Annotated in this window: 27 protein-coding genes; 3 read left to right on the top strand and 24 right to left on the bottom strand. The window is 66.2% G+C overall.

All coding sequences use genetic code 11. The features are described 5' to 3' along the window. Nucleotides 1-21 precede the first annotated feature (21 nt). From D5S18_RS18640 to D5S18_RS18565, 16 genes are all read right to left on the bottom strand, one after another. The gene (locus D5S18_RS18640; RefSeq protein ID WP_120042338.1) at nucleotides 22-1,293 is read right to left on the bottom strand and encodes a phage tail tube protein; all 1,272 of its coding nucleotides are present in this window, start codon (nucleotides 1,291-1,293) and stop codon (nucleotides 22-24) included. Nucleotides 1,294-1,376: 83 nt separating this feature from the next. Then, a complete protein-coding gene (locus D5S18_RS18635) occupies nucleotides 1,377-1,874 on the bottom strand; it encodes a phage tail termination protein (protein WP_120042337.1) in 498 nt (165 codons plus the stop codon). Continuing rightward, nucleotides 1,871-2,212: a hypothetical protein gene (locus D5S18_RS18630; RefSeq protein WP_120042336.1), complete on the bottom strand. Its 342-nt coding sequence runs from the start codon at nucleotides 2,210-2,212 to the stop codon at nucleotides 1,871-1,873. The genes D5S18_RS18635 and D5S18_RS18630 overlap by 4 nt, the downstream gene beginning before the upstream one ends. Continuing rightward, nucleotides 2,212-2,538, bottom strand: a complete 327-nt coding sequence (locus D5S18_RS18625; RefSeq protein WP_120042335.1) for a hypothetical protein — start codon at nucleotides 2,536-2,538, stop codon at nucleotides 2,212-2,214. The genes D5S18_RS18630 and D5S18_RS18625 overlap by 1 nt, the downstream gene beginning before the upstream one ends. Further along, complete coding sequence (locus D5S18_RS18620) at nucleotides 2,535-2,942, bottom strand: hypothetical protein (RefSeq protein ID WP_120042334.1); 408 nt, start codon at nucleotides 2,940-2,942, stop codon at nucleotides 2,535-2,537. Before D5S18_RS18620 ends, D5S18_RS18625 begins: the two co-directional genes overlap by 4 nt. Continuing rightward, the gene (locus D5S18_RS18615; RefSeq protein WP_120042333.1) at nucleotides 2,942-3,289 is read right to left on the bottom strand and encodes a hypothetical protein; all 348 of its coding nucleotides are present in this window, start codon (nucleotides 3,287-3,289) and stop codon (nucleotides 2,942-2,944) included. Before D5S18_RS18615 ends, D5S18_RS18620 begins: the two co-directional genes overlap by 1 nt. Then, nucleotides 3,289-4,326, bottom strand: a complete 1,038-nt coding sequence (locus tag D5S18_RS18610) for a major capsid protein (protein ID WP_120042332.1) — start codon at nucleotides 4,324-4,326, stop codon at nucleotides 3,289-3,291. The genes D5S18_RS18615 and D5S18_RS18610 overlap by 1 nt, the downstream gene beginning before the upstream one ends. A gap of 14 nt (nucleotides 4,327-4,340) precedes the next feature. Continuing rightward, nucleotides 4,341-5,069, bottom strand: coding sequence for a head decoration protein (locus D5S18_RS18605; protein WP_120042331.1), 729 nt, complete (start codon nucleotides 5,067-5,069; stop codon nucleotides 4,341-4,343). A gap of 12 nt (nucleotides 5,070-5,081) precedes the next feature. Next, nucleotides 5,082-5,693: a hypothetical protein gene (locus D5S18_RS18600; RefSeq protein ID WP_120042330.1), complete on the bottom strand. Its 612-nt coding sequence runs from the start codon at nucleotides 5,691-5,693 to the stop codon at nucleotides 5,082-5,084. A gap of 86 nt (nucleotides 5,694-5,779) precedes the next feature. Next, on the bottom strand, nucleotides 5,780-7,003 hold the full coding sequence (locus D5S18_RS18595) for a hypothetical protein (protein WP_147404001.1): 1,224 nt from the start codon (nucleotides 7,001-7,003) through the stop codon (nucleotides 5,780-5,782). A 28-nt stretch (nucleotides 7,004-7,031) separates the two neighbouring features. Beyond that, a complete protein-coding gene (locus tag D5S18_RS18590; protein WP_147403999.1) occupies nucleotides 7,032-8,621 on the bottom strand; it encodes a phage portal protein in 1,590 nt (529 codons plus the stop codon). 12 nt (nucleotides 8,622-8,633) lie between these two features. Beyond that, nucleotides 8,634-10,268: a terminase large subunit domain-containing protein gene (locus tag D5S18_RS18585; protein WP_120042327.1), complete on the bottom strand. Its 1,635-nt coding sequence runs from the start codon at nucleotides 10,266-10,268 to the stop codon at nucleotides 8,634-8,636. Between the two features lie 3 nt (nucleotides 10,269-10,271). Beyond that, entirely contained in the window at nucleotides 10,272-10,715 is a 444-nt protein-coding gene (locus tag D5S18_RS18580) for a phage terminase small subunit (protein ID WP_120042326.1), read from the bottom strand. Nucleotides 10,716-10,861: 146 nt separating this feature from the next. Beyond that, complete coding sequence (locus D5S18_RS36395) at nucleotides 10,862-11,203, bottom strand: HNH endonuclease (RefSeq protein WP_158607901.1); 342 nt, start codon at nucleotides 11,201-11,203, stop codon at nucleotides 10,862-10,864. Between the two features lies 1 nt (nucleotide 11,204). Continuing rightward, nucleotides 11,205-11,468 carry a hypothetical protein gene (locus D5S18_RS18570; protein ID WP_120042324.1) on the bottom strand — a complete coding sequence of 88 codons (264 nt, stop codon included), beginning with the start codon at nucleotides 11,466-11,468 and terminating at the stop codon, nucleotides 11,205-11,207. Nucleotides 11,469-11,781: 313 nt separating this feature from the next. Next, nucleotides 11,782-12,525: a DNA-methyltransferase gene (locus D5S18_RS18565; protein WP_120042323.1), complete on the bottom strand. Its 744-nt coding sequence runs from the start codon at nucleotides 12,523-12,525 to the stop codon at nucleotides 11,782-11,784. A 373-nt stretch (nucleotides 12,526-12,898) separates the two neighbouring features. Here D5S18_RS18565 and D5S18_RS18560 point away from each other — a divergent pair, with 373 nt between their 5' ends. From D5S18_RS18560 to D5S18_RS18550, 3 genes are all read left to right on the top strand, one after another. Further along, nucleotides 12,899-13,300: a hypothetical protein gene (locus tag D5S18_RS18560; RefSeq protein ID WP_120042322.1), complete on the top strand. Its 402-nt coding sequence runs from the start codon at nucleotides 12,899-12,901 to the stop codon at nucleotides 13,298-13,300. Between the two features lie 195 nt (nucleotides 13,301-13,495). After that, on the top strand, nucleotides 13,496-13,918 hold the full coding sequence (locus tag D5S18_RS18555; protein ID WP_120042321.1) for a helix-turn-helix transcriptional regulator: 423 nt from the start codon (nucleotides 13,496-13,498) through the stop codon (nucleotides 13,916-13,918). Nucleotides 13,919-14,033: 115 nt separating this feature from the next. Continuing rightward, nucleotides 14,034-14,438: a hypothetical protein gene (locus D5S18_RS18550; RefSeq protein ID WP_120042320.1), complete on the top strand. Its 405-nt coding sequence runs from the start codon at nucleotides 14,034-14,036 to the stop codon at nucleotides 14,436-14,438. A 49-nt stretch (nucleotides 14,439-14,487) separates the two neighbouring features. Here D5S18_RS18550 and D5S18_RS18545 read toward each other — a convergent pair whose 3' ends face one another. The 8 genes from D5S18_RS18545 to D5S18_RS18510 form a co-directional block, all read right to left on the bottom strand. Next, nucleotides 14,488-14,760 (bottom strand): hypothetical protein, encoded by a 273-nt coding sequence (locus D5S18_RS18545; protein ID WP_120042319.1) that lies wholly within the window; start codon nucleotides 14,758-14,760, stop codon nucleotides 14,488-14,490. Between the two features lie 4 nt (nucleotides 14,761-14,764). Next, nucleotides 14,765-15,070: a DUF6221 family protein gene (locus tag D5S18_RS18540; protein WP_120042318.1), complete on the bottom strand. Its 306-nt coding sequence runs from the start codon at nucleotides 15,068-15,070 to the stop codon at nucleotides 14,765-14,767. Next, complete coding sequence (locus D5S18_RS18535; RefSeq protein ID WP_120042317.1) at nucleotides 15,067-15,999, bottom strand: hypothetical protein; 933 nt, start codon at nucleotides 15,997-15,999, stop codon at nucleotides 15,067-15,069. Before D5S18_RS18535 ends, D5S18_RS18540 begins: the two co-directional genes overlap by 4 nt. A gap of 2 nt (nucleotides 16,000-16,001) precedes the next feature. Continuing rightward, a complete protein-coding gene (locus D5S18_RS18530) occupies nucleotides 16,002-16,328 on the bottom strand; it encodes a RusA family crossover junction endodeoxyribonuclease (protein WP_239003862.1) in 327 nt (108 codons plus the stop codon). A gap of 86 nt (nucleotides 16,329-16,414) precedes the next feature. Then, on the bottom strand, nucleotides 16,415-16,675 hold the full coding sequence (locus tag D5S18_RS18525; RefSeq protein ID WP_120042315.1) for a hypothetical protein: 261 nt from the start codon (nucleotides 16,673-16,675) through the stop codon (nucleotides 16,415-16,417). Continuing rightward, complete coding sequence (locus tag D5S18_RS18520) at nucleotides 16,672-16,893, bottom strand: hypothetical protein (RefSeq protein WP_120042314.1); 222 nt, start codon at nucleotides 16,891-16,893, stop codon at nucleotides 16,672-16,674. The genes D5S18_RS18525 and D5S18_RS18520 overlap by 4 nt, the downstream gene beginning before the upstream one ends. Next, a complete protein-coding gene (locus D5S18_RS18515; RefSeq protein ID WP_147403997.1) occupies nucleotides 16,886-18,049 on the bottom strand; it encodes a hypothetical protein in 1,164 nt (387 codons plus the stop codon). The genes D5S18_RS18520 and D5S18_RS18515 overlap by 8 nt, the downstream gene beginning before the upstream one ends. After that, a complete protein-coding gene (locus tag D5S18_RS18510; RefSeq protein WP_239003867.1) occupies nucleotides 18,039-18,899 on the bottom strand; it encodes an adenine nucleotide alpha hydrolase family protein in 861 nt (286 codons plus the stop codon). The genes D5S18_RS18515 and D5S18_RS18510 overlap by 11 nt, the downstream gene beginning before the upstream one ends. Nucleotides 18,900-18,952 lie beyond the last annotated feature (53 nt).

The raw sequence follows: 18,952 nt of genomic DNA, 5'->3' as shown, positions 1-18,952 counted from the left end.
GCGGACCGACGTGTGTCCGGGTTACGGTGCGCCCGGGGTGGTTTCGGTGACGGTGACGGTCGCGCCGACCGGCAGCAGCTGGCTGTAGTTGGCGACGAGCAGGCGGGTGTGCAGCCCGGCCAGGGCGGCCTGGAACGTCACTGCCCAGGTGCCGGTGGTGGTCGGCGGAGTGCTGGCCGAACCGGCGGAGCCGGTGTCGGTGTAGGTCAACACGGTGCCGAGGGTGGCGACGAGAACGTTCTCCGCGCCCGCGCTGGTGCCGCGGTAGATCTTGTAGCCGGTCGCGCCGGACACGCTTGTCCAGGTGAGGACCTGGGAGCTGGTGGATCCGGTGGTGGTCGCGGTGACCTCGTTGGAGCCGGTCGATTCGACCGCGCCGACGGCGGTGACCTTCCAAAAGTAGGTGCCGGCGGCGAGCGTGCCGCCGGTGGTGGAGGTGGTGCCCAGCGACAGTGTGGTGGCGGACGGCACCGACGACACCGCGACATTGCCGGTGCCGATCGTGGGGAGCGCGGCGAGCGCGCTCTGTACGGCGGCGGGGGTGGCGTTGTAGGCGATCGGCGCGCTGGTTCGTTCGGCGAAGCTGAGGGTGAACGTGCCGCCGGTGGCGGCGGTGCCACCAAGTGTCAGGGTCTGCACCTCGTTGGTGGTCGTGGTGAAGCCCTGATCGCCGATGATCGCCTGGCTTCCCTTACCGGCCTGCCCGAACATGACGTAGCCGCCGGAGGTGTTGTCCTGCAAGGCGGTGAAGGTGACGCCGAGTTCGATCGCGGAGTCCATCTGGAACTGGAACTTCTGCGACTGCGACACCATGGTCTTGGGCAGGATCATGTACGGGTAGATCTCCGAGCCGGGCGAACCGTCCTGCCCGATCAGAATGACCGAGTAGTACAGCACCGCCGCCTGTGCGGAGCGGGTTGCACGCCATTCCCCGTTGGCGTCGGCCTGTACCGCGGCCATCTGCATGCCGAAGAACAGTTCGTAGGCCATGTCGCGGGTTTCCTGGAAGGTGACGTCGAGGGTGATGCCCTCGTCGGTCTTCAGGATTCGCCGCGGCGGCAGACTGCCGTAGCCCTCGACGTTCGCGGTCTTGGTGTCCGGGGAGATCCCGGCACCAGCCTTGCGCTGCAACTCGCCCAGGGACCGGAATCCGGGGATCCACGGCAGCGATCCGGTGTTGTCGACAGTCAGCTTGGGTGGGATGGCGGTACCGTAGGGGGCTACGAGGCAGGCGAGGTCCTGGGGGACGATCACCAAGCTGTCGTTCTTGTCCTTGAACTGCAAGATTGTCATTTCTACTCCTTCCGGGGTGGCCCGAGCGGGCATGAAGATCTGCCGCGCCGCTCGGGCCGAGGCGGGCGGAAACACGAAATGGGTCAGATCACCTGTGCGGCTTGCAGTCCGGCGCGGATCCCCTGGTAGTCGGGGATCGGCCGCAGCCGGGTGAGGGTGACCTGGAACCGCATCGGCACTAGACGGCTATCGGGATTGATTTCCGGTATCTGCTCCGGGCCAACGACTTCAGCGACGGAATGCACGTTGGTGGTGGTTCCGTCGAGGCGGCGAACCGGTCCGCCATCGGCATAGGACAGCATGATCTGGCGCAGGAATTCCGCGACAGCCCATGCGTCCGCACGCGAGGCTGCGATCGTGTCGAGTTGCAGCTGGGCGTGGTCGAACTGACCGTCATCGCTGATTCCGCCCGCGACCCGATACACGCCCACCTGTGGCAGGGACAGTGCGTTGATATCGGGCAGCCAGGTGCAGACGGTGATCTGCGGGGTGACGAGCTTCGCGAACGGTGTGAGCAGGTCGAGCACGACGAGCTCGGTGTCGGGGAATCCTCCGCTGTACCAGGTCGGGAACGTGATCATGACCCGATATCCAGGGCTTCGAGGACCTTGATCATGTCGTGTGCGGCGGGCGCGGTGTAGGCGGGATCGGTGCGGCCGGTGCCGTATTCGTGAGACGCCGCATGCGGTGCGGTTGCCCGCACGCGGGCGATCCACCGGTCGCCATGGAGCCCACCGAGCACCGTTTCGACCCGTGCGGACGCCGCGAGTTCGCCTGTGCGTTTGGCGACCACTTCGGCGTAGATGGCCCTGGCGCGCAACCCTTTCCGGGTGACCAGGGTCTTCATTTGTGGTCCGCGCAGGATCTTGGCGAGTGCTGGGTTCGGTTTCGGGATGCGGATATTGGTCAGTTCCGCCATCACAGGACCTCTTTCGCCAAGACGGTGACCCCCGGCTGCCAGCCGGTGAACCCATTCCGTGGGGTGTGAGCCCTGCCGGTCATCACCCATTTCGACCCGTTAGCTAGAACGAAGTGGCTGTTCAACGCGATCACAGTGCCCGATGGGAATTCCAGCGTCGCCGGGGTTTCCACCGTGGTGCGACGGTCGAAATTTTGGGTCGAGCCGTGGATTGCCACCGACACGTTGTCGACTGGGAACGGGATACCGGGCACGGTGTCGCCGACGCGGTCTCGGGTGCCGGGCGGGATGACCGTGACGGTCTGCCCGTTCGCGAAGAATGTCACCAGTAGAGCCGATCCGCTGGGCTGGGCTGGTGCGGTCGGAACGGGGTGATCGGAATCGTCCCGAAACCGCGGCGCCGCACCGCGATCCGCAGCGAGGCGATCTCGGCGTCGGTGAACACCAGCTCGCCCGATGCGGCCGGGTCGGAGCGGCCAACGCTGTAGTCCTGGGCGGCTTCGTTGCGGGCGCCGGCCGGATTCCGGTACAGGCGCAGCACGGCGTCGCAAATGACTTGCTTGGCCTGCGCCAACCGGACCGGGCTCGTCTCGGTCGCCAGCGATGGCAGCATTTCGACCAGTCGTGCTTCGGCATCGGCGATGCGGGTGGTGACCCATGCCTGACGGCTTGCCGGGATCACGCCCTCGAATCGGGCGGTCACATCATCGAGGCCGGCGAATTGGCCCATCAGGCCACCCGTACCCCGGCCGCCTCACAGGCGGCGATGATGTCGTCCCGTTTCCAAGCCTCCTCGACCGCAACACCATTCGCGACGGCATAGGACGCCCAGCGGGCGCGGCTGGCGCCGGGACCGGCCTGGGCCGGGATACCGTCGAGGTCGCCCTGATCACTGTCGGCGTCCTCATCTTCCTCCGCAGTGACCGACACCGCGGGCGCTCCGGTTGGCGGCTCCCAAGCGTGTGGGTTGGTGATGCGCTCGGCCGCCCATTCCGGGACGGTGTCGCCGGGAAGGAAGCTGTGCAGCTCGCCTTCGTGGTGCAGGTGCACGGCGTGCTGGCCTCCGAGGCGGCGCATCAGGCGACCGTCGCGACGAGCATCTTGCGCGGATCCGCCAGCACCGGCAGCGCGACCGCGTCGACGAAGGTGCGCTTCTGGAACGGCGGCTGATCCTCGCGCACGAGGATGCCGATGATCCCGGACGCCGTCTCGACCTGCACGTTGTTCGACGCCAGCTCCATGACCGTGGTCGGGGTGCCCCATGCGGTGAACCCGAGCGTGGACAGGTCCTCGGGCAGAAACAGGAACTTGTTGGTCGGCATCGCCGAGGTGGTGACGCCATCAACGTCGAACTTCGAGTTGTAGACGTTGTCCATCGAGATCGGCGGCAGGCCGTAGCTCATGAACAGCGTCGAGATGTCTTCCAGGCTCACGTTGGTGACGCCGGTCTGCGCACCCTTGATCTGGTTGATCAGGTTCTTGTTCGCCTGCAACTGCCGCGAGGTGGGCAGCGACATCAGGAACTGGCCCGGGCCGCTGCCGTTCAGCGCGACATAGACGTCATACCAGGCGATCAGATCCAGCAACGGGTTGCTGTTGGTGGTGTCCGACCACAATGTGGCCGCGGTCACGACCTGATTGGTGGGGATGGCGTAATCGAGCTGCTGGCTGACGCCGTTCTCGTTGATGGTGAGCACGCCATCGGCGAGGACGTCACCCCAGGCCAGCTCGATCCGGTTGAGGATAGAAGCGGTGAGGCGCTCGAGGTCGTTGTAGATGGCGTCGGTCAGCACCGACTGGATGGTGCCGCCGTAGCGGGCGAATTCCATCTGGCGACGCTCGTATTCGCCCTGAGCGAGCTGACCGCCCAGGGGCAGCATCCGCACGCGCTTCTCCAGGCCGGTGTCACGCGGCGAGATCCAGAAGTTGCCGTCCCAGTTGCGGAACTTCGCCGCCCGGTTGGTCTGGTAGATCGTCGCCATGTCGATCTCATCGGTGGCGTAGGTCTTGGTGCCGAACATCTGGGTGAGCTTGTTGTTGCTCGGCAGCGGCAGCGCCTGCACGAAGGTGATGGTGTCCTCAAGGGGGATAGGACCATCGAGAAACAGAGCCATGATTCAGTCCTTCCTCACGCCTCGAAGCGGATCTGCGCCAGCGACGTCTTCGCCGCGGCATCGATGGAGCCGGTACCGGCCTGGAACGGCAGACGGATCAGCGACACGACCGCCATGTTCACCACGGCGCCGGTGCCGACCTTCGCGGCGATGGTGCCGTTCTGGCGGACCGCCCGGCAGTCGCCGTAGGTGATGCCGTAGCAGGTCTGGCTGCCATCGGAGGCACCCGCGTTGTACGGGGCCGCCAAACCGGTCGCGGTGACGATTCCGATCGCGGTACCGGACGGGATGTAGCCGTTCGGATAATGGGCATTGCTGCCCGGGGTGGTGTTGGCAACCGACGCGGCCGGGCTGGTGCCGCCGGTCAGACCCGCGCCGGACGCGGTCATGACCGGAACCGCCTTCGAGGCCAGCGCGCCAGTGAAAGTAACGGTGTACGGGCCGGTGCCGGTAACAGTGACGTTGTTCGCGCCGACGCTCGACAACGCGGTCAGCGCGGACTGCACGGCCGCCGCAGTGGCGTTGTACGCGATCGCGGACGTGGTCTGGCCGTTGAACGTCGCAGTCCAGGTGCCGCCTGTGGGGGCGCCGGTGATCGAAACCGTCTGGACCGCGCTGGTGCCGGTCTGCGAGAACTTCGAAATGTCGAGGGTGACATTGAGTTTGACGTCCGGTTCGGCAAGCAGCCACCGCCGGTCGGCGACTTGATAGGTCGTCGTCTGCAACGAGAGGTCAACAGACATAGCTCATCCTTCCTACTTGGGTTTGGCGCTGTGTCGGCGTGCGGCCTCCGCGCGCCCCGCTTCACCGGGCTTGGCCGGTGCGGGGGGCGGCGCGAATTGGCCGGCGTTCTGCCATCGGGGCGCCTGCACAACGGGGGTCTTGGCTGGTTGCGCACCGAACATGCCGGTGAGCGCGCCCATGACCTTGGCTTCGTCGATTTCGCCGTTGTCGCCGATGAACTTCGCCGGGTCGGCGAAGTCCATGAAGTTGCGCAGTCGATCCCCCGAGATGACGTCGGAGGCAATCGCTTTCACCTCGGCGGCCCGCACCTTGGGCAGCAGCTCCGCTTCCGCCGCGGCGCGGGCTTCGGTGCGGGCCTGATTCACGGCACGCTCGTCGGCGGTGAGCTTGTCGTCCTTCAGCTTCGCCAGTTCGGTCTGCATGTCGCGGACCTGATCCGGGGTGACGCCCTTGTACGCCTTGGCGTTGTCTTCGTGGCGGCGGGCGTGATGCTTCCAGTACGCGGCCTGCTGTTCGGCCGTCATTTCGATGATCGGTGTCTCCGCGGGGAATGCGGCGACGGGCGCGGGCGTCTCACTGTCAGTCTGCGCGGCTTGTTCAGCGGGAACGACGTTTTCGGCCATGGGTGATTTCTCCCTGTCGGGCACGGATTCCTGGATGGGTGCCCTGACGGGCGCAACCCGCCGACTCTGCGGCGGGAAATCAGTGATTACGCGTGGTGATGCATGAACGCGTCGAGATCGACCACACCGGAAGGCACCTCGTTGGCATGGAGTTGCTCGACGTGGCTGCCGGTGGCGCGCACCAGCTGCGGGCCGAGCTCATGGTGGTGCTCGACCTTGTAGCGGTTCTTTTTCAGGAACTTGGGGCGAGTGCTGGCGAACGATGCCCGGTTGTCAGTCTTGTAGCGGCCCTTGGCCACGTACTTCGACCATAGGCTCTCGAACTTCGCGCTCGATCCATGCTCAGCGGCGGCTTGGGCGTCGCCGTAGAGCTTCTGGAAGTCGGACTTGTTCAGCTCACGACCCAGATCGGAGGTGAATTCGCCCGCGGCGACCACCGTGCATTTGCACCGGTCATGGATCGGCATCAAGTCCTCGACGGTGTACGTGCGGTCGGACGCGACAATGCACAATCCGCAGGTACCGCCCTTAGACAGCTCGGGGTGGAACACCCGCCGCCAGTGCGTCACATGCTGATCGGTGCCGCGCGTCTGCTCCTCGGCCTGCTGAAGCGCCTGGCGCTGACCGTCGCGCATCGCCAACGACAGGTTGCCGTCGACCACCGAATCCAGCCGCGCCGCTGCACGATTGGCCGCCTGCTCCGGCGCCGAACCGGTCGACACCTCATAGCGGAAGGTCGAGGCCGGCCGTTGAAGAACAGCCTCGGTCGTCGAGTCCTCCAGCGGCACATCCACAGTCACTGGCTTCGTCGGCTCAGATGCTGCGGCCTCCGCGACCGTGGTCGTCGCCGCACTGGTCGATTCCGCTGCGGGCTTCTCAGACTGGCCCTGATAGGTGACCTGGACCGCGTACGCTGCGCCAGTCGCCCTGCGCTGCGCCACACGGACGTCAGTCGGAATCGTCGGGGGCGCGATCTTCACCGGGATTCCCATAGCCTGCAACGCGGCGCCCTGCCCGGCAGCGGCCGCAGTGCCCATTTGCTGCTGCGCTGCCGCCAGGATCTTCGCAGCGTCGGCGGCGAACGCGGCCACCTCGTCCGCCTTGTACGGGTTTACCGACCGCCACCGAGCCGCGATCTGTGCCTGTGTCACCGACCGCACCCGATCCAACACGGCAGCAGTGCTATTCGTAACCGCCGCTAGAGACAACACGCCAGCCTGCGTGCTGGCTGCCGCGATCGCCGCGGCAGCCGCGGCAACCACAACTGCGGTCCGCTGCTGTGTCGACTGGTCACCGGCGGGCGCAGTCACTGTGGCACATTCTCCTTCGCTGCGACCATCAGTTCCCAGCCGTGGACATCGCATGTAGATTCGCCGTTTGATCGGCGGCCGAGGTGTTCGGAGCGAATGAATTGCCCGAAGCGTCGACTGGGGTGGTGGCGACGGGTGGTGCGGGGAGCGCGGCCTGGAACAGCAGCAGATCCTGCAAGAGCTCCTGGATATTCAGCGCAGCTTCCTCGGGCGTCATGTCCATGATGTCGATCATCTGACGACGCTTGGACAGGACATTCGTGGTCTGCGCGACCGCGGCCGCCATCTCAGCCAGCGAACGGCCCTCGATCGTGCCCCACTGGATATCGATCGTGGATGCCGATTGCGGGCTGCCCGCGAATGCGAAAGCCATCGCCAGCACCTGCCGGAGCAGCGGAAGGGAACGGGCTCGCCGGTCACGGACCTTGAACCGCAACGCTTCCCGCTGCGACACCGCGCCCTCCGCGGACTGATTCGCCGCGTCCGGGGTGATCAGATACAGCGGGATACCCAGGACCGCGGCGAATTCTTTCACGTCGTCCCTGATCGAAGTGATGATCGGGGTCATGTCAGCCTGTGACGACTCCCAGAAGTCCACACCATCGGGGACATGCCATAGCGCGCCTGGGTCGGCCTTGAACACATCGGTGAAATCCGGTTCGGGCGCACCGTCTTGGGCCTCGTCGCCTTGCAGATCGCCCTTGATCGCCCGCTGCCGGAAACTTTGGTACCAGGTGATGACGATGCGCTGGAGGATCGTGTCGTTGATCCGGTCCAGCAAGTCCAGATGCGGCTCGAATTCACCCAGGCCGCGCACATTCACCAGCCGCACCACCGGCACACCGCCGAATCCGGCGATCTCGGGCATATCCGTCGGCGGGCCATCCCATTTGAACCCGCCGAATCCGGGGCCGGCGGGGCTCGGGTTCGGCACCGACATCCGCGACGCCGAGAAGCGCTGGCCCCCAACGAACAGCCACATGATCTCTCGGCCCGCGACCGGGTCATAGCCGATCTTCAGAGCCGCCCGCAGCTGGTTCGGGTTCATCGTGTCCGGTTCGCCGATGCAGAGCCGCGGATCCTCCGCGGTGATCAGCGGAATCTTGTCCGGTGAGCCCTCGGCGGCTGGGACCGCCATCAGGTAGCCCTCGCCCATCACCAGCGCATAGGTGATCGCGTCCTTCACCGCGGCCGGGAAATTCGAGCCGTCGAAGATCTGCTTGGCCAGCCCGGCCGGCGATGACGCTGCGTCAACGTCCACGGTGGCAGTCGACCCGATCCCGGTGACCTCCATGCGGTCAACGACTGGGTTGATCGCCATCGGCGCGTAGGTGGCGCGGCCCTTGCGCAGGATGTCCTGGAAGGTGACCGTGTAGCCCTCGGCGACCTGCGGCAGCGGCGGCTGACCGATGAAATAGGCCCACAGCATGTTCATGCGGTCGCGGCGCGTCCGGATTGGGATCTGCCGCAGCAGATTTCCCTCGAAGTAGTAGGTGAGGTCGCGCTGGGTGAACTTCTGCCACAGATAGTTCGCCCACCAGCCCGGCGAACCCTGCTCGGTGATGTCGATCGCGCCACCGTTGACGAACTCGCCAACAACACCGGAGGGCAACGTCACCGCGGGCACCTCCTACCGGATCCTTCGCGCACCGCGCCGCCTTGTCGTCGTCTGGACCGTGCCGAGGACATCCATGCGTGCCTGCCACGCCAGGATCGCCGCCATTGCGGCATCGAATTTCCGTGTCTCATGCAGCTTCCCGAGAATCCACAGGCGCTCACCGGTGGACTCATCGAGCAGGTTGATCGGTTTGCGGCCCGCGTTCGCGATGTGCCGGGCAAGATCCGGATCGCCGGAGTGGGACAGCCGGCCGGTCTCGATGGCCTCACTGAACGCCGCGATCGCCTGCACCATCGGCCGGCGGCGGTTCGTCCACCATTCCTCGACCCGATCCGGGTAGCGGACACTCCACTCGCCAACCGTGTTGTTCCAGTGCGGCGGATCGCAATACATCTTCACCACGCGGTAGGTCCGCATGATCTCCGCCAGCGTCTCGGTGACCGCGGACTCATCGACTTCCCAGTCCTCGTCGGCGTCCTCGTGACGTTCCCACAACCCGAACCCCCACGAACCCCGCAGCTCCATGAACCCGGTCGCGACGTCGCACACCACCAGCGCGGTGGAGTCGCGCATCCGGGCACCGTCGAATCCGACGGTGACCTTCGACTTGGGCGGGATCCGTTCCCCGGGTAGTTCGTTGCGCTCCCAGGTCTTCGGGTTGAACGCCTGGGCCGCCGATGCGGTCCACCGGTTGCACCACACCCGCTCCAGGTAGGTCTTGTCGGCCCTCGGCCGATCCCACTGCGCGGCAATGCCTTCCAAGTCGGACCATTCGGCGACATCCGGGCCGGAAGCTTCACGGATGGCCTCGACACGGTCTTCGGGGCGGCTCATGTCGTAGCCGTCGGATGCCTGGCGGTGGAAGAAGGAGAACGTGGGCCGCTCGATCTCGCCACGTGCGATCGCCTGCGCCTCGATGTATTCGTCCTCGGCCACTGAATTCTGACCTGGCTGGCCGGCGGTTGTCGTCGAGAACATCCACGGGTCCTCGAGCGGCCGCTTCGGAAGGTTCGCGATCATGGTCTCGACCGCGGCCTTGTGGTTGGGTAGGTAAAGTCGGTGCGGCTCGTCGATACCCTGGAATGTGGTGCGCGCGCCGTCGCGAGCGTTCGGTGCGCCCGCGATCGGGACAGCCTTGCCGTCCGGGCGTCCGCCATCGATGCGCAGGATGCGGTCGAGGCCGATGTCGAACAGCTCCGGATCCGCGCCGTCCTCGCAGATCACCATCAGCGCGCCGTACGCGAGCTCGGCTACCTGCTCCTGCGTGGCCGCCATCAACGGGATGTACGGATCGTTCACCGGGCGACCCAACCGCGGCGTGCCGTCACGCTCCCAGCCGTTGAATCGCACCGGCCCATCTGGGTGAAGCTCGGCGTACGACAGCCACGCCAGCAGCTCGGTCTTCGCCGAGCCCTTGCGAACGCTCATGCCGCCGCGTTGAAACCGACGGCGGCCGGCACGAGCGTGACCGCGAGGGAACAGCTCGTAAAGCCTGTAGATCACCAGCCGTTGGTCGGAGTTCAGCCGCGCCGGTTGGCCTTTCAGCGATCCCGGCCCGAACACTGCTCGTTCCTCGATGAAGTCGCACACGGCCGCGCCAAGGGTCGGCCACGGCTCGGACTCCAACGGCGGAACGATCAGCTGCATCGGCTACTTCGCGGCCGCAATCCGCGGATCCGATACGACCGACCGTGGCCGCGACGACGCACGGCGCTGGTTGGTGCGCTCGGTGGCAGCCTCACCGCGGTCAATCTCCCACTGGAGCGAACGGCGCGCCATCGGCGTCAGGCCACATTCGCGCAGCAAATGCCTCGCCTCGGTCGCCGAGGTCACCCTCGACGCAGGAGAGGTGTCGTCGTCCCAAACCTGCTGGATCAGCCGGGCCGCGAGAAACAGCGTGTGCCGATCGGACTCGGTCCACTCCGGCGCCATCGGCGACGACCAGCAATCGGCCCACCACTCCAACACCGCCGGGTGCCATGTGACGTGATCAGGCAAATCAGGGATATTTGGGTTGACGGCCGCACGCAGGGTCGCCCGGGTCGCGGTCCTATTGCGCCGCTGACGAATACCGGCGGGCTTGCTCTCAGCCATCGGCACCTCCAGGGCGATCGAGCGGCCAGCCGAGCAGCCCCGGCGGCCGAGGGTCCGGGCCGTACGGCCCGGAATCGGCAGAGCATCCCGCTGTTCCTTTGGACCCAGGGGGAGGGCTCCCTGGTTGGGGTGCAGCGGTTTCGGGGTCAGCTGGCCGTTCGGTGTTGTGCGTGGCGGTCCCGGTTGGTCTTGGCGCGGTGGCAGTGGGGAGGGTTCCGGTCGTGGACTGCCGCGTAGTTCGATAACCGGTCCGGCCCACCGCCAGCCTGCGGCATGACGTGGTCGACGGCGTCGGCTCCTGGCTTGCCACACAGGTAGCAGGTCCAATCGTCGCGCGCGAGAACGCTTTCGCGGTCTTGCGCCCATCCCGCTGGCCGCCGCCATCCGCTCGGGACGTCCCAGGCCGGAGTGTGGTCCGGGCAGTAGCGGGCGTGGCGGATGGTGTTCGGGCAGCCGGGACTCGGACAGCGGCGCGGAGCTTTCGGCATCTCAGCGCTTCGGCTTGATGTCGCCGTGGCCAGCGCGGTCGAGCGCGGCATGCGTGGCCGGCCAGATGCCGAGCGCCTCATGGTGGTACTCGGCACACAGCCCATCGGGGTCGCTCACGTACTTGCCGAGCTGGACGACGCAGCGGTCGAAGTCGCCCGGCGATCCCCAGCCGATCTTGCCTGCGCCCTCTCCGTTGGTCCAGTAGGTGCGCAGTCGCGCTGTGGCTTTCGCGTCACCTGGTGTGGCTTCTTGCCCGCCGACCATAGCGCTACCGCCGGTGCGTTCCTCGGTGGCCGGTCAGGCCAGGATGCCGATGACGGCGATGACGATCTTCGCAATGGCAACGAGGATGGTGGTCCAAGGGACGTCGCCCAAGGCGGCGGACAGCGTAGACAGCATGGCTGCTCCTCTAATCGGGGGTTTGGACTACGGACGAAGAGGGCTGCGGCGCGCAGCCTAACGTCTCCCAGCGCACTGCGTTGGCCGGGATTGCGGAGACCCGTTGGACGGGAATCGAATACGGGCTCGTTGGACCGCTTTGCCGGTATATGACCGGTTTGACGCGCCGCAGGGTCTGTTACTCGGCGGTGCCGAGTTGGTCTGCGATGCGTTGGGTCGCGATCTTCGCGTAGGCGTCGACGCCTTCGATTCCGAGGAACCGGCGGCCTTCGGCGAGCGCGGCTACGCCGGTGGTACCTGATCCCGCGAACGGGTCAAGGATCCGGCCGCCGACAGGGACGGTGCGGACGAGGTGGCGCATCAGCTCGGGCGGTTTGGCCGTGATGTGCTGGCGGTCTTTGCCTTTCGGGCTCGACTGCGTGTACACGCCCGGGAGGTAGGGCGGCTGGTGGTCGCGGTCGATCTGCCCGTTGGACGCCCACAGGATGTACTCGGATTCGTTCTTGAATCCGGGCTGTGGTCGGGCGGCGGGCTTGCGCCACACCACGATTCCGCGCCAGCGCCATCCCGCGACCTGCAGGGCGTCGCTGGCGGCGGGTAGCTGCCTCCAGTCGGTGAACACGAGCGCCTGACCGCCAGGGCGAACCAGGCGTAGAGCCTCGGTCATCCAGATGGACGACCAGATGGTGAAGCTGCGCTGGTCACGGTTGTCGGGGAAGTCCGGCATCGCGCGGCCGGATGCCGAGTCGCTGGAGACGTACTTCTGGACGGCGCTGCGGCTGGTGCGATCGGTGGTGTTGGTGCCGCCGCTGCAGTAGGGCGGGTCGGTGATCAGCGCGTCGAACGATGCGGTGGCGAGTCCCCGCATGGTGCCCAGGGATTCGCCGCAGATGATTCGGGCGTCGTTGTCGTGCTGGAGCATTGGGGACCTGCCTTGCGGTGTGGTCCCGTCCGTGGTGTGCGCAGTGGCTTCGGTGGAGTGCTGTCGCGTCGGCGTGAATACGTGCTGCAACTGGATGAGGACACAGTTGTTGTAGTGCACGATTGTGTCTCACCCTACCTGATCTGCGGGTCTTCGCAAGGCCACATGTCGATGAGGGCGGCGTCAAGCGTGTGCGGCGCGCGACGGTCGACGCGGTCATGAGCGCGCGCCGTCGATATCGCAAGCAGCGGTAGTGAACTCGGAATCACTGTTGCATTGCATGAGGTGAGTGCTGTAATATATGAGGTGTTGGAGGGAGTGGAAACCCACCGACAGCACATCGAAAACACAACAGTGACAAGGAGATCCGATTATGGATCGCGAAGCAATACTCTCCACCTTGAGTGTTCGTCTCCTGATCGCATACATCCGCCTCGGCAAGGTTCCCGCCCGGCTCGACGTGCCGATCGGGCTGGCACTGGTCGACCCCGACCATTTCGGCATCGAGCACCACAATTCGATCGAGGCGACGCGCAAGCTCCTCGAGCAAGCACCGATGTCCACCCACCTGCGAGTCACACTCGTGACGGCCTGCACGGATTGGCTCACGGCGATAACGCTGGCGGCGCTGGCCTGCGAGGAGGACGACATCGAGGACAGCCCGGAATGGATTTTCGCGTCCGCACTGATTCAAGCGGGCCGAGTCTCCAACGAGATCGACCTCGCCGAGGGAATCCTCGACGGCAAGATCCCGACTGAGGGAATCGGGGAGTAGCACGAACCGAAGGCTCGGCCCGACCACTCGGGCCGGGCCTTCGCCGTTTCGGCACCGAGCATCAGACCAAAGCGTTGTAATTCATGAGGTAAGTGATGCAAAATGTGACGTAAGCGCTGCGGCCGACGGGGAAGGGCGAACCCTCGAGGTGGAACCCCGTCGGCCAGCGCATCGACCACAACAGGAGGCCGAACCATGATGGTAGCCCAGAACCGACGGCTGACGGCCCCGGAGATCGCAGCGAAGTATGGCCGTGCGAAGTCGACCGTGCAGCGTCAATGGAAGGTCGCGCCGGATTGGCCAGCCCCTATCGGTAAGCGCGGCAAGTGGCTCGAATACGACGAGGCGGCCGTTGAAGAGGTGGTGAAGTCCTGGGGCGGACGCGCCGTGCACGATTCTCCCGCAGATGGCCAGATCGATAGCGATCCATCAGACCTGTTGACCACCAAGGAAATTGCGGAGTACACCGGACTCGCGTACGGCACCATCCGCGCGGACGCCTCGACGGGCAAGCTTGGCAACCCCGACGACATCGACTCCGGCGGGGTGAAGCGCTGGCGGCGCGACACGATCGACGGTGTCATGGGCAAGCGGCGCAGGTATCGCCGAAATCAGTGATCGAACATCTCGGTCCTGTTGCGTTTCATGAGTCGAGTGCTGTAATATATGAGGTGTCGGAGGGAGTGGAAACCCACCGACAGCACATCGAAAACACAACAGTGATGGAGATCCGATGTCGATCTATGAAGCTCTGACCTTGAAGTTCAGCAACGAATCGTCGACGGTGTTCTGGAAGCTCGCGAAGCTGCTCCAGACCCTCGAGATCCCGATCGAGCTGGAGGTCAGCGAGTACCACTCCGGCGACGAGGTCATCGATCTGATGGTGAAGGTCCGCAGCCTCCTCAACGAGGCACCGATGCCCGACACGCACCGGGCGGCCCTGAACACAGTGATAACGCTGTGGCTCGCGGCGATTCACTGCGCGATCCATTCCGACGGCGACGAAGGACTGTGGCTGCTTGAGGCCGCGCTCGTCCAGATGCTCCGGCTCGATCAGGAGCTGACCATGACTGCCGCCGTCCTGCGCGGAGAGATCGAAGTCGTCGAGATGCGAGATCTGAACGACGACAAGGAGTAACGAACACAGCGAGGCCCGGCCAACCGGCCGGGCCTCGCCCTGTCCGCGCTCACAGTCGAGGGTCGTCGACCAGCCTGAAGTCCCGCAACGCGTGTTCGTCTCCAGTCGCAGTGAACTCGCGGCCTGGGAGTTCGTTCACCGGAATGTCAGCGTCGCGGGCGATCTCGGCGGCCGACAGGATCATCGGATCCTTGCCGGTGTGCCAGGGCGTCACGCAATGCGCCTGCTCACCGTAGGTGAGCATCACGCGCAGCATCGCGCGACCGTCGGGCTGTACCTCATAGGTGCGGGCGGGCGCGTTGAAGTTGAATGCGTCGTTCATCCGCTCACTTCCACTCGTTTTGATAGTCGGCATGGTCGGACCAGGTCGCAGCCAGATACTCCAGAGCGCCGTACATTCCCGTCGCGTAGCCGCTGTCTCGTTCCGAGAGCAATGCTTCGCGTTCCGCTTCGGCGTACCGGCTGAGGATGCGGCGCGCTGCCGCTGCGTGCCGCAGCACGCGCGCCGGATCGTGGCGGGCGATGTGCACCCAATCGGGATCGCCGTTATCAGCCCAATCCCTACAGCTCTCATTCCATCGAACAGACCGCTTGGCCGCTGCCTCGTCCTCGGCGAATTCGTCGGCGGTCATGCCGCTGATCCTCCCTGCTTCTCGTCTCGGGTGGCGAGGAGCAGCACGTCGCCGAGTCGGTACACCTGCCGGTCGCCCTCGCTGACCTGATGGTCGGTGATCCGCTGCCCGTATTCGTCCTCATGCTGCCAGCCCCGTGGCTCGATACGGCGGGCACCAGCCCACCGGTAGAGGGTGGCGCGACCGATCCGGGCACCGACCGCGGTGAGAACCCCGCCCAGTTCCGCCAGCGTGTACAGCCGATCCTCGGCCGCGGCACGGGCGTCGGCCTCGATGCTGGCGATCTCGTGTTGGGTTCGGCATGTTCGGGCTCGGCAGCGTACCCAAGATTCGCCGCGTTCGGCACGCAACTCTGCCCCACACTCCGAGCACGGACCGAGGTAACGCAGTTCGCGCGGCCGGTCGACCGCGCACCGCAGCCGGTCGACGGCGTTGGTGATATCGCGCAGCAGCTCAAGGGCGGCCTCGTAGGCGCGCAATGGTTCTCGATGCTGGGCGAGCCAGACAGCGGCCTGTTCGACCGCGCCGACGCTCACCAGGGGCAACGTCGTACCGTCCCGTGGCGGTGCGTCACGGTGCTGCTCGGTGAGGCGCACCAGCCACGCGTCGTTGATGGGCGGGTTGACGCCGAGATCCTCGGCGAGAGCGCGCGCCCACGTGGTCACCGTGTTGCCGATCGCGGCGAGCGCCTCGTCGCCGACCATCAGCGTGCCCCGCCCGGCAGCGCGTACTGGCAGCGCGGCCTCGGCGGCGCGGCCAGCGGTCCGCGCACCCCGCACCCGATCGAGCCGGGCTCGAGTGATCGCGATATCGAGCAGCAGCTCGGGCACTACGAGCAGCGCCTCACACAAACTGTCCCCACAGGACACGCACAAGGTGAGCCCGTCCTTGACGGGGCGCTCGCATTCGGCGCACAGGATGTCGGCCATGGTCAAACCTCCCAGGTGATTTCGAGCCATAGCGCACCGCCCTTGCCGCGCTCGGCTTGGTGGATGATCGGCTCGGGTTTGGCCATGTGCGCCGGGATATCGTCGGGCACCATGCCGTAGCCGGGATGGCGCGTTGTCCCGGCCGCGAGTGCATCGCAGGCTGGTTTCAAGGTCGCGATCAAGTTGTCGGTATCTCTGCGCCTGTTGTCACGCGGCCGATAGTGCATCTGCACTACGACGTGCCCGAGTCCGCGCGGCAGAGCGGCGGCCTGGGCGAGGCGGTGAACCGTACCGCGGACTTCGGCGACCTTCCGGGCGTGCGCGAACATCGCGCCTTTTGTCGCCCTCCTCTGGTTGAGTGTGAGTGGTGGTGCGGTCCAGGGCAATTCGAGGATGGCACTGTTGTGTGGTCGCGTCATTTGCCCGCCTCGGGCTGCCACACCACGACACCAGGGAGGACGATTCTGGCCGGCCCGCGCGCATTGTCGCCTACCTGTTCCCATCCGTGCGGCCCCGACCCTTTGCGGAATGCGCTGCGCCACTGGTCGATCAGCACGGCGCCGACGGGCAGTGCCGCGAGTTCCGCGGCGGTTTCGATCACATGCCGTACGGCGCGATCGTCGGGCACCTCGAAAAGGGCAGGCTCGGCGTGGGGGTTCGGGGTCGGTGCGGTCATTCTCGGCTCTCCAGGGCTCGGATGGCGGCCTGCGCGCGCGGACTGGGGGTGGTCTCGTGGACGGTCGAGCGGGTGGCCAGGTGTGCCTTGCAGACCAGGCACGGGATCGGGCGGCCTTCGTTGTCGTCGCCGAGCCAGCCGGTGCCTCGGCATCGGGGGTCGTGCCACGGTGCCGAATCGTCGTCGGGCTCGACGGGTTCGCCGGTGCGGTCACGCAACGTCGGGCTCCTCGCGGTCGTTGGCTGTGTCGGCCGCACTGTTGCCGGTGGCCTGCGTGGCTCGTGGCGGCCGTTTCGGGGCCTCTTCGGGTTCCGGTGTGGGCGTGGCGGTTTCGGCGCGTTTGGCGGCCAGGGCGGCGCGGACGGCCTCGATGCCTCGGCGTGCGCGGGCGGCGGTGCCGGGGTCGTGGTCGCAGACTCGACCACCGGCGTAGCCGTCGGCGTCGCATATCGCGCAGGCGTCGATCGCTGCGCGACGCACCTCGGCGGTACGCCGGATCTCCTCGGCGCGTGCGGCGTTGACGCGCTCGGCCTGTTCGGCGTGGAAGCGCTCGCGGCGCTTGCGGGCATCAGCGCAGTGGCCGCACGGTTCGGTCGTGCCCTCGGGGTGGCGCGGGCAGTTCGGGCTCGGTGGTTCTTCGCTCGGAGGGTTTTCGGGGGTGGGGGTGTCCTCGCGTGCGTGCGCGCGCGCCGCACGCGTGTCCGCGCGCGCGACCCCCCCAAGGTGACCAACTACGTAACTAGAGTTCTCCCCTTCCCCTACCCCTTCCCCTACCCCGCTGGGGTCGGCGAAGGGTTTCCGAAGGGTTCGGGGTTCGGGAAGGGTTTCCGAGGGGTTTGACCTGGGATTTTCTTGCGCATGCCGTGGGAGGGTTACCGAGGGATGCTCGAACCCTTCCTGAAGGGTTTCGGACGGGTTCGCCGTGTCTCCCGAACGAGTCTCGGAAGGGCTGAGAATGTCTGCGGTTCGGGCCGCGTCGTTGCGTCCCGTGCGGCGCAGCTCGGCGGCGAGTGCCTCGCGGATCGCGTGACTCTCGACCGCCTCGGCGCACCGCAACGCGTTCTTGAGCACGTTCGGTTGCTTCAACACGCCATCGTTGCGAATGAAGCTGCGCACCAACACTTCCTCGGTGTCGCTGTCCACCACCACGAACCGACCATCGATCAGTGCCGCCAGATCGGCGATGATCCGATCCGAGGTCAGCTCGTCGCAGCCCTTCGCCCACTTCGACAGCATCAGGGGCACGACGCCGGCATTGTTGATATTCGGTTGCGAGACGAGCTGAACATAGAGCGCCTGCGCGGTCCGCGGCAGGGCGCGGAAATCCTTGTCCTGCCAGATCCGGCACAGCACTCGGCCATGGTCACGCGCCACGTTGTGCCTCCTCCCCGAGCCGCAGCTTCGCCACGGTGGGCACGCCGCTCCGGCACCCGTACGGCGAGCAACCGTTCGGGTCTCCTTGTTCGGCGAACTCGTCGTATATCTCGAGCTGAGCGTCGACGCGCTCCGTGCGCGTGATCCGGCCGATCGGGGCGGTTTCCAGCGGTACGCGTGAGCGATGTAGGAACGCTTCGCCGTCCAGTTCGGGTCGGCCGGATCTGATGCCGCCCTTACGGATTCGGTGATCGAAGTCGACGACGTCGGCCCACTCCTCGGCGTTGCGGCGAATGGCGCGCCACTGGGCATTGCCGTGGTATGGGCAGCCCAGGCACGCCGATTTCGCGACATCACCCCATCCACGCGCGCGTAGCCAGCGCTCGCAGTCCTTGCGCGACATCCCGAGCTCGATCAGCGGATACCGTTTGGTGGTGTAGCGGTTCTCGCGGCGGTCGTTGACGCGATGGATCTCATCGGAGCTGAACCCGATCCACTGCACGGCAGTTCGACCGCGGGGCACCGTGCGGTAGTTGGGTGGGGCGGCGCCGAGCAGCTCGCGGACCTTGCGGTTGATCGGGCCGAGTTTGTATTCGGCGGTGCATTGGCGGCGGCCCATCCCTTCGGTCCCGTCGGCGTTTCGGGTGAAGTACGGCACGGACACGAATCGTGTTGCCGGATCGAGTGTGTCGGCGCGGAGGTTCCCCTTCCGAACGCGGTACAGCGGGATACCGGCCTTGCTCAGCTCGACCTCGAGCCGGTCGACGTGTGTGTACACGCGGCGCGGCTCCCATCCGGTGTCGGCGAAGATCGCGCCGTCGAGTCGGCCGAGTTCTCCGCCCACGGCCATGAGCGTGAGCGCCGTCGATTGGACACCCGCGCCCAGCGAAAGAAGCTGGAGAG

Source organism: Nocardia panacis, assembly GCF_003598715.1.
In the GTDB taxonomy this organism is placed as follows: Bacteria; Actinomycetota; Actinomycetes; order Mycobacteriales; family Mycobacteriaceae; genus Nocardia; species Nocardia panacis.
Note: the sequence above shows the minus strand (reverse complement) of the source record. Positions and strands in the feature narration are given on the sequence as shown.